At 62.5% G+C, this 17,597-nt stretch carries 14 protein-coding genes; 7 read left to right on the top strand and 7 right to left on the bottom strand.

What is annotated here, in order from left to right:
- Nucleotides 1-14 precede the first annotated feature (14 nt).
- The gene (locus MESS4_RS19870; RefSeq protein WP_006334795.1) at nucleotides 15-1,928 is read right to left on the bottom strand and encodes a PhoX family phosphatase; all 1,914 of its coding nucleotides are present in this window, start codon (nucleotides 1,926-1,928) and stop codon (nucleotides 15-17) included.
- A gap of 124 nt (nucleotides 1,929-2,052) precedes the next feature.
- On the bottom strand, nucleotides 2,053-2,448 hold the full coding sequence (locus MESS4_RS19865; protein ID WP_006334794.1) for a hypothetical protein: 396 nt from the start codon (nucleotides 2,446-2,448) through the stop codon (nucleotides 2,053-2,055).
- A gap of 344 nt (nucleotides 2,449-2,792) precedes the next feature.
- On the opposite strand from MESS4_RS19865, the gene urtA reads away from it, so the two are divergent.
- The 6 genes from urtA (at nucleotide 2,793) to MESS4_RS32470 (ending at nucleotide 9,204) form a co-directional block, all read left to right on the top strand.
- Nucleotides 2,793-4,073 (top strand): urea ABC transporter substrate-binding protein, encoded by a 1,281-nt coding sequence (gene urtA / locus MESS4_RS19860; protein ID WP_006334793.1) that lies wholly within the window; start codon nucleotides 2,793-2,795, stop codon nucleotides 4,071-4,073.
- 119 nt (nucleotides 4,074-4,192) lie between these two features.
- Entirely contained in the window at nucleotides 4,193-5,809 is a 1,617-nt protein-coding gene (urtB, locus tag MESS4_RS19855) for an urea ABC transporter permease subunit UrtB (protein WP_006334792.1), read from the top strand.
- On the top strand, nucleotides 5,806-7,038 hold the full coding sequence (gene urtC / locus MESS4_RS19850; RefSeq protein ID WP_006334791.1) for an urea ABC transporter permease subunit UrtC: 1,233 nt from the start codon (nucleotides 5,806-5,808) through the stop codon (nucleotides 7,036-7,038). The genes urtB and urtC overlap by 4 nt, the downstream gene beginning before the upstream one ends.
- A gap of 4 nt (nucleotides 7,039-7,042) precedes the next feature.
- Complete coding sequence (gene urtD / locus MESS4_RS19845; protein WP_006334787.1) at nucleotides 7,043-7,789, top strand: urea ABC transporter ATP-binding protein UrtD; 747 nt, start codon at nucleotides 7,043-7,045, stop codon at nucleotides 7,787-7,789.
- Between the two features lie 70 nt (nucleotides 7,790-7,859).
- A complete protein-coding gene (gene urtE, locus MESS4_RS19840; RefSeq protein ID WP_008875994.1) occupies nucleotides 7,860-8,555 on the top strand; it encodes an urea ABC transporter ATP-binding subunit UrtE in 696 nt (231 codons plus the stop codon).
- 472 nt (nucleotides 8,556-9,027) lie between these two features.
- Nucleotides 9,028-9,204 (top strand): hypothetical protein, encoded by a 177-nt coding sequence (locus MESS4_RS32470; RefSeq protein ID WP_006334782.1) that lies wholly within the window; start codon nucleotides 9,028-9,030, stop codon nucleotides 9,202-9,204.
- 25 nt (nucleotides 9,205-9,229) lie between these two features.
- On the opposite strand, the gene MESS4_RS19835 is transcribed toward MESS4_RS32470, so the two are convergent.
- The 4 genes from MESS4_RS19835 to uvrA form a co-directional block, all read right to left on the bottom strand.
- Entirely contained in the window at nucleotides 9,230-10,375 is a 1,146-nt protein-coding gene (locus MESS4_RS19835) for a GGDEF domain-containing protein (RefSeq protein WP_006334781.1), read from the bottom strand.
- A gap of 126 nt (nucleotides 10,376-10,501) precedes the next feature.
- Complete coding sequence (locus tag MESS4_RS19830) at nucleotides 10,502-11,308, bottom strand: DUF72 domain-containing protein (protein ID WP_006334780.1); 807 nt, start codon at nucleotides 11,306-11,308, stop codon at nucleotides 10,502-10,504.
- A 22-nt stretch (nucleotides 11,309-11,330) separates the two neighbouring features.
- Complete coding sequence (locus MESS4_RS19825; RefSeq protein WP_006334779.1) at nucleotides 11,331-11,801, bottom strand: GNAT family N-acetyltransferase; 471 nt, start codon at nucleotides 11,799-11,801, stop codon at nucleotides 11,331-11,333.
- 27 nt (nucleotides 11,802-11,828) lie between these two features.
- Nucleotides 11,829-14,750 carry an excinuclease ABC subunit UvrA gene (gene uvrA / locus MESS4_RS19820; RefSeq protein ID WP_036241712.1) on the bottom strand — a complete coding sequence of 974 codons (2,922 nt, stop codon included), beginning with the start codon at nucleotides 14,748-14,750 and terminating at the stop codon, nucleotides 11,829-11,831.
- A gap of 793 nt (nucleotides 14,751-15,543) precedes the next feature.
- Between uvrA and MESS4_RS19815 the strand changes: the two genes are divergently transcribed.
- Nucleotides 15,544-16,587: an alpha/beta fold hydrolase gene (locus MESS4_RS19815; RefSeq protein ID WP_006334776.1), complete on the top strand. Its 1,044-nt coding sequence runs from the start codon at nucleotides 15,544-15,546 to the stop codon at nucleotides 16,585-16,587.
- On the opposite strand, the gene MESS4_RS19810 is transcribed toward MESS4_RS19815, so the two are convergent.
- Nucleotides 16,550-17,572, bottom strand: a complete 1,023-nt coding sequence (locus MESS4_RS19810; protein ID WP_198292782.1) for an AraC family transcriptional regulator — start codon at nucleotides 17,570-17,572, stop codon at nucleotides 16,550-16,552. The two genes, MESS4_RS19815 and MESS4_RS19810, sit on opposite strands and share 38 nt — an antisense overlap.
- Between the last annotated feature and the right edge of the window lie 25 nt (nucleotides 17,573-17,597).

The raw sequence follows: 17,597 nt of genomic DNA, 5'->3' as shown, positions 1-17,597 counted from the left end.
ATTAATCGCCAAAACTATGCGCCGACCGGCTGCCCATCCTTGCGGCGGATGGCGACCACCGACGGCCGCGGCGGCTGACCATCCTTGAAGTCGGGCCACAGCGTCGCGGCCTTGTCGAGCGTCTCGGCGTCCTCGGCCGGATGCTGGATCGACAGGAACAGCGTCGTGCCGTCCGGCGTGAAGCAAGGGCCGGTCGCCTCGGCGCCATGCGGGCAGGTGAAGAGCAGCTTCGGCAAGCCGCGCGCGGCGCCCTCTGTGTCGACGCCATAAACGCCGTCAGGCAGGTCGAAATCATTGGCGCCATCCGTTGCCACCCACAGCCGCCCCGCGGGATCGAAGGTGATGTTGTCGGGGCAGACGAACCAGCCATTGTCCGACGTGTCGGGATGGAAGGTGGCGCCGACCGCGGCCTCCTTCGGGTTGCCGCAAAGCACGAACAGGTCCCATTGGTATTTTTCGGCCGTATGGTCGCCCTCGGTGCCGCGGCCGCCGGGCGGGATCAGCTCGACGATGTGGCCCCAGAGGTTTTCCGGCCGCGTATTCGCCGGGTTGACCTTCGACTGGTCGCGTTTCTTGTTCTTGGTCATCACCGCATAGACGCGCCCCGTCACCGGATTGGTCTCGATGTCCTCGGGCCGGTCCATTGGCGTGGCACCCAGCGCGTCGGCGGCAAAACGGGTCTTGAGCAGCACTTCGGCCTGGTCGGCGAAACCGTTGTCGGCGGTGAGCTTGTCCTGGCCGTGCACCAGCGGCAGCCACGTCATCGTGCCGTCGGCATCGAAACGCGCCACCGACAGCACGCCATCATCGAGCAGATCCTTGCCGGAAGCCGGGTTCGCCGGGTCGTAGGCCTTGCTGGAGACGAAGCGATAAATGTATTCGAAATAGTCGTCGTCGCCCATATAGACGACAATGCGGCCGTCCTTGTTGACGACGACGGTCGAGGCCTCATGCGACATGCGGCCGAGCGCGGTGCGCTTCACCGGCTTCGACTGAGGATCGTAAGGATCGATCTCGACCACCCAGTCGAAACGATTTGCCTCGTTGGGTTCCTTGTCGAGGTCGAACCGGTCATGGAAGCGGGCGCGGCCGTAGATGTCCGAGCCGTCGAAAGCGTAGCGACCGAGGATGTCGGCAATAGGCGCCTTCTTCGGATCGCCGCCGAAAATATCGGAAACGCCTTCCTCGCAGGTGAGCACGGTGCCCCATGGGGTGAAGCCGCCGCTGCAATTGTAACTGGTGCCGAGAACCTTGGTGCCGGTGGCGTCGGCCGAGGTTTTCATCAGCGCATGGCCGGCGGCGGGGCCGGAGACGGTCATTTCCGTGGTCGCCGTGATGCGGCGGTTGAGCGGGCTGTCCTCGACGGTTCCCCACTTGCCGTCCTTCAGGATCACTTCGACGATCGAATGGCCCATCGCGGCCATGCCGAGATCGACCTGCTCCTTGCTCATCGTCTTGCCGGCATCGTCCTCGGTCATGCCGGGAAACATCACATTGGGAGAGATGTATTCGTTGTTGACGCAGAGCAGGCCGTGGTCGGAATTGACCGAGCCTTTCGGCAGCGGCATGAAGGCGATGTAGTCGCAATTGTAGCCGAAGCGCTTCTCCTGCTCGTCGGCGGCGACCTTGTTGCCGTCGAACTCCGGCAGGCCGGTGGCCAGCGCGTCGCCCCAGCGCGCGACGATCGTCGTCTCGTAACCATCGGCGGCGGCATGGGTCTTGTCGTAAACCCGCTTCAGTTCGGGAAAGCCGAGCGTCGAGAGTGCGGCCGCGGCATGCGTTTCACCGGCGAACAGCGAGCCGACGAAGCTGCCGCCGGCAATCAGCGCGCCGGATGCAAGGCTGCCTTTCAGCATTTCGCGGCGCGAGACGCGGGCGGCGATGACGTCGCGAATGACGGGGGAGGATGAAGACGGTGCGTTGGCCATGGTTGTCTGCCTCTCTGGGTGGATGTTGACGGCGCACCGCTGCCTAAGCCGTTTCGGCAACACCGCGATGACATGAGAGGAAACTCTTTTCGCCGCACGGCCGGCAGGCGCCGGGCGCCGTCGTTCAGCCCTTTGTGCAGGTCGAAGCGGTGAAGGCGCCGTCGGGCTGCCTCATGATGATGTCGAAGGACGGGCTGGTCTGCCCGTCGAGAGTGGCCTGGGTGAGCGAGATCGAGTTGCCGCCGCTGGTATAGCCGCCCAATGGACCAAGCCAGGTGATCACGCCATTGGCGTCCATCTGATAATTATAGCCCTGCTCAGCGGTCCCGAACGTGACCGGGCCGCTATAGAGGTTGCCCTTGATGGTGATGTCGCCGAGGTTGAGAAACATGCCAAGCAGATAGACTTCGCAATGATAGGTGCCGTCCGGCATTTTGCCGTCACTGAAATCGGCGCGCGCCCCCCCGGTGGCTGCAAGCAAAAGCGTGATGCTGAAAATGCAGGAGATCCTGGAAGCCATGACGTCGCTCTGTTCGAGGCGAACTTGCCCTATCTCACCGCTGCACCGCAACAGCTTTGCCGGTCAACTTCGATGTGTTTGGGGTTGGCCGGCCTAATAAGTAGGCATTTTTGGGATTTGGGCAAAATCTAGGCATGAGTGCGCATTTTTTTCTCAACAGAACTTTAACCGGCGCCCGCCCATCTCCAGTCGCTAATATTCTAACAGGCTGATAATATTTGAAAATTCCTGCATTTTCCACCTGACACCGTCGGTTGGCACGGGGGTTGCATTGCATTGGTGTGGTGCAGTCAACCAGCTTGGGAGTGTGGAATATGAGGGGTAATTTCTCGACAATAACAAAAATGGTTTCGGCGGGCGTGGTCGCGGCGGGTCTGTTGATGTCCGTCCAGGCCAGGGCGGCCGACGACACGATCAAGGTGGGTATTCTCCATTCGCTGTCGGGGACCATGGCGATCTCGGAGACGACGCTGAAGGACGCCATGCTGATGCTCATCGAGGAGCAGAATGCCAAGGGCGGCCTGCTCGGCAAGAAGCTCGAGGCCGTCGTCGTCGATCCGGCGTCCAACTGGCCGCTATTCGCCGAAAAGGCGCGCGAGCTGATCTCCAAGGACAAGGTCGCGGCGGTGTTCGGCTGCTGGACCTCGGTATCGCGCAAGTCCGTGCTGCCGGTATTCTCCGAACTCAACAACATCCTGTTCTATCCCGTCCAGTATGAGGGCGAGGAGAGCGAGCGCAATGTCTTCTACACCGGTGCAGCACCAAATCAGCAGGCCATTCCCGCGGTCGACTATCTGATGAGCGAGGACGGCGGCTCGGTTAAGCGCTGGGTGCTTGAAGGCACCGACTATGTCTATCCGCGCACCACCAACAAGATCCTCGAAGCCTATCTGAAGGCCAAGGGCGTCGCCGCCGAGGACATCATGGTCAACTACACGCCGTTCGGCTTCTCCGACTGGCAGACGGAAGTCTCGGCGATCAAGAAATTCGGTTCGGCCGGCAAGAAGACCGCCGTCGTCTCGACCGTCAATGGCGACGCCAACGTGCCGTTCTACAAGGAGCTCGGCAACCAGGGCATCAAGGCCGAGGACATCCCGGTCATGGCCTTCTCGGTCGGTGAGGAAGAGCTTGCCGGTCTCGATACCGCGCCGCTGGTCGGCCATCTCGCCGCCTGGAACTATTTCGAGAGCGTCGATACGCCCGAGAACAAGAAGTTCATTGCCGACTGGCGCAAGTTCATCAAGAACGACAAGCGCACCACCAACGACCCGATGGAAGCCCACTATATCGGCTTCAACATGTGGGTGAAGGCGGTCGAGAAGGCCGGCACCACCGATCAAGACAAAGTCATCGACGCCATGATCGGCGTTTCCGTGCCGAACCTGACCGGTGGCTATTCGACGATGATGCCGAACCATCACATCACCAAGCCGGTGCTGATCGGCGAGATCCAGGCCGACGGCCAGTTCGAGACGGTGTCGCAGACGCCGGGCCTGGTGATGGGCGACGAATGGTCCGACTATCTGCCTGACTCCAAGGACCTGATCTCCGATTGGCGCGCGCCTCTGTCCTGCGGCAACTTCAACGTCGCCACCGGCAAGTGCGGCGGCAAGGGTACCAACTGATCCTCCCGGGTCTGACGGTCGTGGATTTCTCCGCGACCTGGACCGCGAAGCGTCCGGGCGAGCTCCTCCTCCAGTCCGCCCGGACGCAGAATTCCAACTCCTCAGGAGTAGCTGAACGGATGATCTTGTTGCGCGCTCTCGGCCTGATGCTGCTGTTTCTGCTGGCAACCCTGTTGCCGGCGAGCGCTGCCGAGGCCGATCTGCGCGCCATCATCGCCAAATTCGCCACAGCCGCGAATTTCTCGGCCACCGAGGCCGTGGTGCGCGAGCTTGCCGCCACCGGCGATCCTCTGGTCGAACGCCCGCTTGCAGCGCTTGCGGAGGGCAGCCTTTACATCCGCAAGGCCGATTCCCTGGTTTTCGTCGGCAAGGAGGGTGGCGACAGCGTCGAACTCCTCGACCCGTTGAGCGGCGAAAAATCCGGCGAGGCCGCCAAGACCGACATCACCAAGATCAAGGTCAACAACACGTTGCGCCGCGTCATCCGCGATGCGCTGGGCACACTGACGCTTGGCGCCAAGGATCCGGCCGTCCGCATCGCCGCCGCCGCCACTATGTTCAAGACGCCCGATGCCGCGAACATCGAACCGCTCGACGCCGCGATCGCCGCTGAAACCGATGCAAACGTCAAGGCGCTGTTCGAACAGGCGCGCGCCGCGTCGGTTCTCGTTTCCGACAGGCCCGAAGCCGACAAGCTTGCGGCAATCGCCCTGATCGGCGCGCGCGGCGATCGCGATGCGCTCTCGCTGCTCACCTCGGTCGCGGCCAATTCGCAAGGCGCCGTCAAGGACGCGGCGACAGCGGCAATCGGCAACATCAATTCGACGCTGGCCTTCTGGGATGCCGGCCAGAATATCTGGTACGGCATTTCGCTGGGGTCGGTGCTGCTGCTCGCCGCCATCGGCCTCGCCATCACCTTCGGCGTCATGGGCGTCATCAACATGGCGCATGGCGAAATGGTCATGCTCGGCGCCTATACCACCTTTGTCGTCCAGGAGGTGATCCGCAATTCCTTTCCCGGCCTGTTCGACTGGTCGCTGGTCATCGCGCTGCCGTTGGCATTTCTTGTAGCCGCTTTCGTCGGTCTCATCATCGAGCGCGGCGTCATCCGCTTCCTCTATGGCCGGCCGCTGGAGACGCTGCTCGCGACATGGGGTGTCTCGCTGATCCTGCAGCAGGCGGTGCGCACCATCTTCGGGCCGACGAACCAGGAGGTCGGCAATCCGTCCTGGATGTCGGGCTCGTTCGATGTCGGCCAGCTTGCGATCACCTGGAACCGCCTCTGGATCCTGGTTTTTTCGCTCTGCGTGTTTGCCCTGTTGCTCTATGTGATGAAGCGCACGCCCTGGGGCCTGCAGATGCGCGCCGTCACCGCCAATCGCCGCATGGCCGCCTCGATGGGCATCAAAACGCCGTGGGTGGACGCGCTGACCTTTGCGCTTGGTTCCGGCATTGCCGGCATCGCCGGTGTCGCGCTGAGCCAGATCGACAATGTCTCGCCCAATCTCGGCCGGGGCTACATCATCGACAGCTTCATGGTCGTCGTCTTCGGCGGCGTCGGCAATCTCTGGGGGACGCTGGTCGGCGCCTTCTCGCTCGGCATCCTCAACAAGTTCCTCGAACCCTATGCCGGGGCCGTCCTCGGCAAGATCGTCGTCCTGGTCCTCATCATCCTGTTCATCCAGAAACGCCCGCGCGGCCTGTTCGCGCTCAAGGGCAGGGCGGTGGAAGCATGATCACGGGACGCTTCTTCGCCGCGGGTGCCGACCGCCGCATCGCCATCACGATCTTCATCCTTTTGGCCGTCGCCATCATCGTGCCGCTGCTCAATCTCGTAGTCTCGCCGACCAGTGCCTTCTACGTGCCGTCCTATATCGTCGCGCTCACCGGCAAATATCTCTGCTACGCGTTGCTCGCGCTGGCGCTCGATCTCGTCTGGGGCTATTGCGGCATCCTCTCGCTCGGCCATGGCGCCTTCTTCGCGCTCGGCGGCTATGCGATGGGCATGTATCTGATGCGCCAGATCGGCTCGCGCGGCGTCTACGGAAATCCGCTGCTGCCCGATTTCATGGTGTTCCTCAACTACAAGGAATTGCCGTGGTTCTGGTACGGCTTCGATCATTTCTGGTTCGCCGCGATCATGGTGCTTGCGGCGCCCGGCCTGCTCGCCTTCGTCTTCGGCTGGTTCGCCTTCCGCAGCCGCGTCACCGGCGTTTATCTGTCGATCATCACCCAGGCGATGACCTACGCGCTGCTGCTCGCCTTTTTCCGCAACGACATGGGTTTTGGCGGCAATAACGGCCTGACCGATTTCAAGGACATTCTGGGCTTCAACGTGCAGGCCGACGCGACGCGCTCGGCGCTGTTCGCGGCCAGCGCCGTCACGCTGGCGCTCGCCGTCTTCGTCACCTGGGCAATCGTCGGCTCCAAATACGGCAAGCTGTTGATGGCGGTGCGCGACGCCGAGAGCCGCACGCGCTTCCTCGGCTGGCGGGCGGAGAACGTCAAGCTGTTCGCCTTCACCGTTTCGGCCGTCATGGCCGGCATCGCCGGGGCGCTCTACGTGCCGCAGGTCGGCATCATCAATCCGGGCGAGTTCGAGCCGTCCAATTCGATCGAGGTCGTGGTATGGGCGGCCGTCGGCGGCCGCGGCACCATCGTTGGGCCGATCATCGGCGCGCTTCTGGTCAATGCCGGCAAATCCTGGTTCACCGGCGTGCTGCCGGAGTTCTGGCTGTTTGCGCTGGGTGGGCTGTTCGTCGCCGTCACGCTGTTCCTGCCCAAGGGCATTGTCGGCATGTGGGATTCCTGGCGCGGCAATGCCAAGGCGTTGCGGGCGGCCTCGATCGCCGAGGAGGCCGGCACCGATCCCGACGTGCCGACCCCGCCGAAGATCGTTCGCAGCGCCGCGAGGACGCCGGGCGACTGGTCCGCCTCCGGCCCTGAACCGCAGCCGGCGGAGTAGAGCGATGTCGAAGTCGAATACCATCCTCTATCTCGACGGCGTCTCGGTTTCCTTCGACGGGTTTCGCGCCATCAACAATCTGTCGCTGGTGCTCGACAAGGGCGAGATGCGCGCGATCATCGGTCCCAACGGCGCCGGCAAGACGACGATGATGGACATCGTCACCGGCAAGACGCGGCCCGACCAGGGCGAGGTTTTCTTCGACGGCCAGGTCGACCTGACCAAACATGACGAGGCCGAAATCGCCATGATGGGCATCGGCCGCAAGTTTCAGAAGCCGACCGTCTTCGAAAGCCACACGATCGAGGAGAATCTGATGCTGGCGCTGAAGGGGCCACGCTCGATCTTCCCGGCGCTGTTCCATCGCCGCTCAGTGGCCGAGGCGGGGCAGATCGACGATATCCTCGGCATCATCCGGCTTGGCGACAAGCGCGACGAGCTTGCCGCCAATTTGAGCCATGGACAAAAGCAATGGCTCGAGATCGGCATGCTCTTGGCGCAAGACCCGAAGCTGCTGCTGGTCGACGAGCCGGTCGCCGGCATGACCGACGCCGAGACCGAGGAGACGGCACGCCTGCTCAGGGATATCGCGCGTGACCATTCGGTCATCGTCGTCGAGCACGACATGCATTTCGTGCGCGAGCTCGGCGTCAAGGTCACCTGCCTGCATGAAGGCTCGGTGCTGTCCGAAGGCTCGCTCGATTTCGTTTCGGCCGACGAGCGCGTCGTCGAAGTCTATCTGGGGAGATGATCATGGTCTGGCGGGTTCCGTTCCATCATTTCGACCTTTCGTTCTTCAGGCGTTGGAGAAGGCGCTGACCATGCTGGAAGTCTCCAACGCCACGCTGCACTATGGCGCCGCCCAGGCGCTGCGCGGCGTCTCGCTCAAGGCCGGTGCCGGCAAGATCACTTGCGTGCTCGGCCGCAACGGCGTCGGCAAAACCAGTTTGATGAGATCGATCGTCGGCCACCATCGGCTGACGAGCGGAAGCGTTGCCTTCGAGGGGAAGGCGCTCGACCGGAGCGCGGCGTATGACCGCGCCCGGTCGGGCATCGCATTCGTGCCGCAAGGCAGGGAGATCTTTCCGCTGCTCAGCGTGCGGGAAAATCTCGAATCGGGCTTCGCGCCATTGAAGCGCGCCGACCGCAACATTCCGGGCCATGTCTTCGAGCTGTTTCCGGTGCTCAAGCAGATGCTCGCGCGCCGCGGCGGCGACCTTTCCGGCGGCCAGCAGCAGCAGCTTGCCATCGGCAGGGCACTGGTGATGCGGCCAAAACTCTTGGTGCTCGACGAGCCGACCGAAGGCATCCAGCCGTCGATCATCAAGGATATCGGCCGCGCCATCCGCTATCTGCGCGACCAGGCTGGCATCGCCGTGCTATTGGTCGAACAATATCTCGATTTCTGCAGGGAATTGGCCGATGAGGTCAACATCATGGACCGCGGCCAGATCGTCCACACCGGCCCGGCGGAAGACCTCGACCGGGCGGATGTCCGCAAATTCCTGACCGTCTAGAGCCTCAGTGGCGAATCGCAAACCTTCGAGACTCGCCGAACCATCTCTCCCGTCGTCATCCTGGGGCGAAGCAAGGAGCGGAGCGACGCGGCGCAGACCCCAGGATCCATGCCATGACATCCGCCGAAGGGTGCACCGGTCAAGAACAGAAGCCGTTTTCCGGCGCACACCATCCTGGACTCTGCACCGTGGCGACGCTCAGAAGTTACGGCATGGATCCTTGGGTCTTCGCTCCGCTTCGCGTCGCTACGCCCAAGGATGACGAAAATCACGAAGGTCACCGTTTGCAACCCTGGCGCGCTGAAGATTGCATGCTAGGCTTTGCTTGGCCTTGGTGAGTCGGCCGCTTTCCGTATCAGTCTCAATTGGCAGATCAGAGGAAGGTGCAGGCCGCGCCATCACGCTTCATGCGAGCGGCTTCCCTTCTGTGATTTGATCGTTGTTTCAACTTTTCGGGCACCAGGGACAGCCTATGGAACGTTACGTCGAGGACTACCAGAAACGACGGCTCACCGAGCGCGTCGACATCATGACCGCCATCAACATTCTGAAATCGCAAGGATACGACCACGACGAACTGATCGCGGAGATCACCAAGGTCTTCTATGTCGACCTTGATGCCTACAATGAGATCGTCATGACGGCTTGAGGGCTGGCGAAAGGTCGCTCGGCCGCTAGCTCGCGCGTCGGAGTGTCGAGACGCGGTTGCGGCCGCCACGCTTGGCGGCATAGAGCGCCTTGTCGGCGGCGCTGAGAACCTTGTCGAAGCTCAGGCCTTCCTTGCTGCCGAAAGCGAACCCGGCGCTGACCGTACAGGTCAGGGGACGCGTCTCGGTTTCGATGACGCGCGCGGCGAAGGCGGCGCGTATGCGTTCGGCGGCAAGCTCCACCGTTTCGGGCAGGGTCCGCTTCAGAACCAGCGCGAATTCCTCTCCGCCCATGCGCGCGGCGACATCGGTCGGGCGCAGATTCCTGGCCAATTCCTCGGCGAACACTTTGAGTACCTGATCGCCCGTGGCGTGGCCGAATTCGTCGTTGATGGCCTTGAAGCCATCGAGGTCGAACACGATCACTGCGGTGAAAGCGCCGATCGGTGCGCCGCCATTGAGATCGAACAGAGCGCGCCGATTGAGAAGGCCGGTCAGCTGATCGGTCAGCGCATCCAGACGGTGATGCCGGGCCAGGCGGCCCTGGTTGAGCGCCAGCGAAAGGGCGCCGATACCGGTCATGCTGGCAATGACGATGACGAGGCTGAGATCCTCGGCCCAGTTGCTCGGCGCATGTCCGAGCACCAATCTGCCGTCCCATGCGAGAACCATGGCACAGAGCGCGAAGGATAGGGCGGTGGCGCAGTAGAGCACCGTGAGGCTGATGATCGGGACGGGCGCCTCGGCGCGTCCTTTCCAGTATTCATGAGCCGTCGCAAACAGAAGCAGGGCGGCACAGGAATTCTCGAGCATGAAGCCGAGCCCGTCATACCCAAGCGCCATGGGCGGCAACGCCACGGCAAGCGAGATGCCGCTGCCGAGGACCGTGAGCGGGATCGGCGATCGACCTGACGTGAACTGGTGGGCGGCGCCCAGCATCGTCGAGAAACCGACGAGGAGCACGGCGAAACTTGCCATGCCGAGCAGGCGTCCTGGCGCGTCGATATAGTCCCTGTAGATGAAAACGTCGCCGACGATCAGCAACGCGCTGATCGCCCAGGTCAGCAGAAATTTTTCAGTACGGGCTGTCAGCCAGATGCCGAACAACGTCAGGCTCAGGCAGGCGGCGGAGAAACCGATTGCCAGCAGAAGTGAGTTGTAGTCGAGCGACATGCCCCTCGTTCCTTGCCGCGACGGTCGCATCTCCGCGACCTGGCCTGACTGGATTCATGCAGCAAGGAGGTATCGATATGGTTACGATGGCGGCGAAGATGCCACGATTCCAAATGCTTCGGCGTGTCAGCCTGTCACCCGCTTCATCAAAGCCATGGCGCCGAATGGGGCGCGAACCTTGCCTTCGGTGATGAAGTAGACGAACACGTCACGCGCCTGGACCGGCGCCTCGGTCGCGGGATCGGCGCGCCGCAGGTCGGCCGGAATCTTGCCTTCCGCCCAGGTCTTGGCACGCGCCGCCCACTCGTCGAGCCCTTTCGGCGTGTAGCAGTCGGGATTGTCGTCGCTGCCGGTCTGCAGCCGGGCATAGATGAAATCGCCGGTGACATCGGCAATATCAGGATATTTGGCGTGGTCGGCAAAAACGATTGCGACCTTGTACTTGCGCGCCAAAGCGGCGAATTCCGGCACGACAAAACTGTCGTTGCGCACCTCGACCGCATGGCGCAGTGCAACGCCGTCCTGCTTTTCCGGCAGCAGCTTGAGGAAGGCTTCGAAATCGTCCGGATCGAATTTCTTCGTCGGCGCGAACTGCCACAGGATCGGGCCGAGCTTGTCGCCAAGTGCCGCGATGCCCGAACCCAGGAAACGCATCATGGACTCGCCGGCCTCGCCGAGCACCCGGCGATTGGTGACGAAGCGGTTGCCCTTCAGCGAATAGACAAAATCTTCCGGTGCCTCGCTTGCCCATTTGACGAAGGTCGGCTCCTTGAAGCTGGAATAATAGGTGCCGTTGACCTCGATGCTCGGCACCTGCCGGCTGGCATAGTTGAGCTGCTTGGCCTTCGACAATTTCTCCGGATAGAAAGAGGTGTCCCACGGCTCGAAGGTCCAGCCGCCCATGCCGGCGCGGATTTTTCCATGGCTGCTCATTGTCGTCCTCCCTAGAAAGCGATCAGGCCGGGGCTATATCGTTGACGGGCTTTGCCATGTCGACGACCATCCATCCCGGCCGGTATGGATTGGGCCGGCGGCCTGTTTCGCGAAAACCATAGGCTGTGTAGAGCGCGATATTCCGCTCCATCCTCGCATTGGTGTAGAGCCGCACCTCCGGCAGATGCCACAGCCGTGTCTGCTCGTCGGCGAAATTGAGTAGCGCGATGCCGAGCCTCTTGCCTTGGAAGGCTGGGGAGACGGCGACGCTGAAGATCATCGCATGATCGGGATGCCGCTCGATGACGATCAACCCCGCCAGTTCATTGCCGCTCTCCAGCAGCCAGACCTCGCCGCGTTCGATGCACGGCGCGTAGTCTTCGGTGACTGGCACCGGCGGCGCGCCGAGCAGCGCGGTGTAGGGCGCGTAGGCGGCTTCGGTCAGCGAGACGACAGTTTGGAGATCACCGGGAAGCGCTCTTCTGGTCGTCATTCAAACGCTCCCAACTGGTCTGCCCAGTCACTCCGCCGCTTCGCGCTTGCCTCCGGGGCGCCGCTCCAAAAGCTCCTTGAGGAACTGGCCGGTATAGCTGCGCTTCTCGCGCACGATGTCTTCCGGTGTGCCGGACGCCACCAGCTCGCCGCCGCCATCGCCGCCCTCGGGGCCGAGGTCGAGCACCCAGTCGGCGGTTTTTATCACTTCGAGATTGTGCTCGATGACGACGACCGTGTTGCCCTGGTCGACCAGTTCGTGCAGCACTTCCAATAGCTTGGCGACGTCGTGGAAATGCAGGCCGGTGGTCGGCTCGTCGAGGATATAGAGCGTCTTGCCGGTCGCCTTGCGCGACAATTCCTTGGCGAGCTTTATCCGCTGCGCCTCGCCGCCCGACAGCGTCGTCGCCTGCTGGCCGATATGGATATAGCCCAGCCCGACCTGCTTCAGCGTCTCCAGCTTATCGCGCACGCCGGGCACGGCGGCGAAGAAATCGACGCCTTCCTCGACCGTCATGTCGAGCACGTCGGCGATCGACTTGCCCTTGAACAGGACATCAAGCGTCTCGCGGTTGTAGCGCTTGCCGTGGCAGACATCGCAGGTGACGTAGACGTCCGGCAGGAAGTGCATCTCGATCTTGATGACGCCGTCGCCCTGGCAGGCTTCGCAGCGGCCGCCCTTGACGTTGAACGAGAAACGGCCGGGCTGGTAGCCGCGCGCCTTGGCCTCCGGCAGGCCGGCGAACCAGTCGCGGATAGGCGTGAAGGCGCCGGTATAGGTGGCGGGGTTGGAGCGCGGGGTCCGTCCGATGGGCGACTGGTCGATGTCGATGACCTTGTCGAGGAATTCGAGGCCCTCGATGCGGTCGTGGTCGGCCGGATGCTCACGCGAGCCCATGATGCGGCGCGACGCCGCCTTGAACAGCGTCTCGATCAGGAAGGTCGATTTGCCGCCGCCGGACACGCCGGTGACGGCGGTAAACGTGCCAAGCGGGATTTCGGCCGTCACGTTCTTCAGATTGTTGCCGCGCGCGCCGACGATCTTGAGGCGCCGGTTCTTCTTGGCCTCGCGCCGCATGGCGGGTGTCGCCACTTCGAGCGCGCCCGACAGATATTTGCCGGTGACCGAATTGGGATTGGCCATCACCTGCTGCGGCGTTCCCTGCGCGATGATCTCGCCGCCATGGATGCCGGCGGCCGGACCCATGTCGACGACATAGTCGGCATGCAGGATGGCGTCCTCGTCATGCTCGACGACAATCACCGTGTTGCCGATGTCGCGCAGATGCTTCAGCGTGTCGAGCAGGCGCGCATTATCGCGCTGATGCAGGCCGATCGACGGCTCGTCCAGCACATAGAGCACGCCGGTGAGGCCGGAGCCGATCTGTGACGCCAGACGGATGCGCTGGCTCTCGCCGCCCGACAGCGTGCCGGAATTGCGCGACAGCGTCAGATAGTCGAGCCCGACATCGTTGAGGAAGCGCAGCCGCTCGCGGATTTCCTTGAGCACGCGCACCGCGATCTCGTTCTGCTTGTCGTTGAGCGAGGCGGGCAGCTCGGTGAACCATTTGTCGGCGTTGCGGATCGACTGTTCGGTGACCTCGCCAATGTGCTTGCCGGCGATCTTCACCGCCAGCGCTTCCGGCTTCAGCCGGTAGCCTTTGCAGACGGGGCAGGGCGTCGCCGACATGAAGCGCTCGATCTCCTCGCGCATCCAGGCGGATTCGGTTTCCTTCCAGCGTCGCTCGAGGTTGGGAATGACGCCTTCGAACGTCTTGGTCGTCTTGTAGGAGCGCAGGCCGTCATCATACTGGAAGGTGACCTCGCGCTCGCCGGTGCCATGCAGGATGGCTTGCTTCGCCTCTTCGCTCAGATCCCTGAACTTGTCGCCCAGCTTGAAATCATAGGCCTTGCCCAAGGCTTCCAGCGTCTGTGCGTAGTAGGGCGAGGTCGACTTCGCCCACGGGCTGACGGCGCCGGCGCGCAGCGAGACGTTTTCGTCGGGCACGATCAGGCTGGCGTCGATGGCGCGCTGGCTGCCGAGGCCGTCGCAGGTCGGGCAGGCGCCGAACGGGTTGTTGAACGAGAACAGCCTCGGCTCGATCTCGGGAATGGTGAAGCCGGAAACCGGGCAGGCGAATTTTTCCGAGAACAGGATGCGCTCATGCGTCTCGTTCTTCGACTTGTTGACGGAGTCCTCGCCGGTCTGGCTGGCGTCGAGCGGCCGGTCGGCGAATTCGGCGACCGCCAGCCCTTCGGCAAGCTTCAGCGCTGTCTCGATGGAATCGGCCAGCCGCGTGGCGAGGTCGCCGCGCACCACGATACGGTCGACGACGACGTCGAGGTCGTGCTTGTACTTCTTGTCCAGCGCCGGCACATCGGCGATCTCGTAGAAGACGCCGTCGACCTTGACGCGCTGAAAGCCCTTCTTCTGCAGCTCCAAGAGTTCCTTGCGGTACTCGCCCTTGCGGCCGCGCACGATGGGCGCCAGGATGAACAGGCGGGTGCCTTCCTCGACCGCCAGCACGCGGTCGACCATCTGCGAAACCGTCTGGCTTTCGATCGGCAGGCCGGTGGCCGGCGAATAGGGCACGCCGACGCGCGCGAACAGCAGCCGCATGTAGTCGTAGATCTCGGTGACGGTGCCGACCGTCGAACGCGGGTTCTTCGAAGTGGTCTTCTGCTCGATGGAGATAGCAGGCGACAGGCCGTCGATCTGGTCGACGTCTGGCTTCTGCATCATTTCCAGGAATTGCCTGGCATAGGCCGACAGGCTCTCGACGTAGCGGCGCTGGCCCTCGGCATAGATGGTGTCGAAGGCGAGCGACGACTTGCCGGAGCCCGACAGGCCGGTCATGACGATCAGGCTGTCACGCGGCAGGTCGAGATCGACATTCTTCAGATTGTGTTCGCGCGCCCCGCGAATGGAAAGATATTTATGGTCGGCCATCGCCGGTCGCCGCCTCAGGTCTGGAATCTGCTGGAGTGGCGGGGTTTCCCGGCCATCCCCTATGTAGGTCATTTCGCCGCCACGTCGAGAGAACTCCCGACTGAAGCGTTTAACCGTCTTTCGCGCGAGCGGGCAAGCGGAAAGAACAAAGGCCGAACACGCTCCTGACAAAAGCTGTGGGGAAGTGACCCTCACGTAACCTGACCCTCACGTAACCTGACCTTCACGTAACCTCCTGGCGATCACATTTTTAGTAACCCGGCTATTGACGGTTGACGGCGCTGACTGAGGGGCGCAGTCTCCGGAAGTCAACGAAGCTGGCCGTCTTTCGATGGCCTCGCCACCCACAGGCGGCCTGCGAGACGCCGCAGGCTGTGCGATTAGCGCTTCGGAGGACACAATGTCGCAACGGACACAGGAGCGGAGCATGACGCCACCGGATAGTCCCTTGAGGCTCCAGACATCGCTGGAGCCACGGCAGGCATAAGTGCCAGGGTAGGCGTATGCGCCGCCCGACAAACCGTGATCTGCCGATCCCCCAGAAATCAGAGACCACTAGTCGGATCGTCGGCTGAATGCCGCGAAGCATCCGAAATCAAAAGCCGGTAAAACATTCCCGGCGATTTGGATTTGATATCCATAAAAGCCCCGTCCGTTTGCGGAAGCTACGGCGGGGCTGTTCGTTTGAGGCGGCACGGAAACGCATCGGTTGACGTCCTCAATCGCGTTGTAGGTCGCCGCGGTCCGCCATCTCCGACAATGAACGCATGTTCAATCCTTGTCGGAGATTTCCATGCTTAAACCTCTTCTCACCCTAGTCCTGCCTGCCATGTTCTCGATCTCTATCTCTGTCGCACAGGCGGCCGAGGCCATCGGCTTTCGTGAAACCGAGCTGCCGGATGCAGTGGGCGATCGGCCGCTGCATGTCAGTATCTGGTATCCGACCAGCGACGATGGCCCGATCGTGGCTGTCGGCGAAAACCGCGTCTTCTACGGCATACCGGCTATCAAAAACGCCCATCCGACAAAGGATGCGCATTCGCTCGTCGTCCTGTCGCACGGCTATGGCGGCAGTTGGAGAAACCTCGGCTGGCTCGCAAGCGAGCTTGTCCACCGGGGATATGTGGTCGCGGCACCTGACCATCCTGGAACCACGACCTTCAACAAAAGCCCGGCGGAAGCGGCAAGGCTTTGGCAGCGCCCCCACGACCTCAGCCGCGTGATCGACGCGCTGGTCAAGGATCCGTCATTGGCAGGAACCATCGAACCGGCTCGCATCGCAGCAATCGGCCACTCCCTTGGCGGATGGACCGTCACCGCGCTTGCCGGGGCACGCTTCAGCACCGGCCTGTTTACGCGGGACTGCAAGACGCATTCGAGCCCGCGCGCCTGTGCCCTTTCCGCCGAACTGGGCATTGTTCCCGGTGGCGGCAGCGAGCTCGATGGCGATTTGAGCGACGCCAGGATTGGCGCCGTCGTTTCGCTCGATCTTGGGCTCGCGCGCGGTTTCACGCCCGAAAGCCTCGCTGCTTTTCATGTGCCGGCACTGATCATTGGCGCGGGCGTCGACATTGGCGACATGCCGGCCAGACTGGAGTCGGGCTATCTTGCCGCGAACCTGCCCACGGCAACATCCAGCTATGTCGAAATCGCCGACGCCATGCATTTCAGCTTCATGCAGCTCTGCAAGCCGGGAGCTGTCGCCTTGATCGAAGAGGAAACGCCCGGCGATGGCATCGTCTGCAAGGACGGAGGAACACGAGACCGGGAGGCCATTCACCGCCAGGTTTCGGACCTGATCATCGCGTTTCTGGCGCGGGCAATCCCGCCGAAATAGGCGCAGCCTCACTGGGATTGTGTATGTTCGAGCGGCGAAAGTCGCTCGGACTGGTTCCTGTCAGCCGAAGGAATTCCCGATTGAAGTTCGACTTGGTCTGGAATCCTGCCTCGAACATGATGGTGGTCACCGGCAGGTCGGAATTGGCGAGAAGCCGTTTCGCGTGCTCAATTCGATATTCGTTGACCACCTGCGATACGTTGCGGCCACGCACGCGATTTATGGCGGCTGAAATCTGTCGCGATGGAATGCCGGCCCTTCTGGCCAGACGGTTCAAGGTCAAATCCGGGTCGCGGAACATCTGTCTTTCGCGCATCAACCCATCGACGGTTTCGACGATCCTCGCGTCGTTTGCCGTTGCGAGATCGGATGGCTCAGGTCGGTTGGAAGCCATCGTCCTGTCGGTCAGCCGATCTTGTGCGGCGTCGTTGGCTTCCGAGGCAGATACGCTGTTCCCGACGGCCGCCACGGCATAGGCGATGAGCGGCAGGGTCAACAGATTGGCGATGGCAATGATCGAAGCAGCATGGGCGCCCTGGTAGAAATCAAAATCGCCGGCGATCAGAAGGTCGACGACGCCGGAACTGACCAGGACCAGCCCCGCTATCACAGTGGCCTTGTGAGCCTTTGCCGCATCGGCAAGTCGCGCCGCGCCGAGACCATCAGGCCCAGCCGCTGCGAGGCGCAGCAAGGCAAATCCATAGCCGAAGAACACAGCCGTCAAAATCAGATCGATCGGCGGGTGCCATCTCATCCACGCGGTGGACAGGATTGCCACAATACCGACCGGAATGGCGTGGAGCCACAGCCGCATCGAGCTTCGTGCTCCCGTCAGCCCGGCAAAGCAGAACCAGGCGATTGGCGGCAGCAAGCAGGCTACGATGGGTTGGATGAACCGTATGGCCTGGACATCGAAGCTCCAGCGCAGCCCCACGATCGTGACCAGCGTCGCGCAGGCGCCAACGAAAGCGATTTCTGGACGCAATGCCGGCTCCCGCTGACCGATCAGT

It is taken from the genome of Mesorhizobium sp. STM 4661 (genome assembly GCF_000359125.1).
GTDB lineage: Bacteria > Pseudomonadota > Alphaproteobacteria > Rhizobiales > Rhizobiaceae > Mesorhizobium.
The sequence above is the reverse complement of the archived record's forward strand: the minus strand, read 5'-3'. Positions and strand labels throughout refer to the sequence as shown.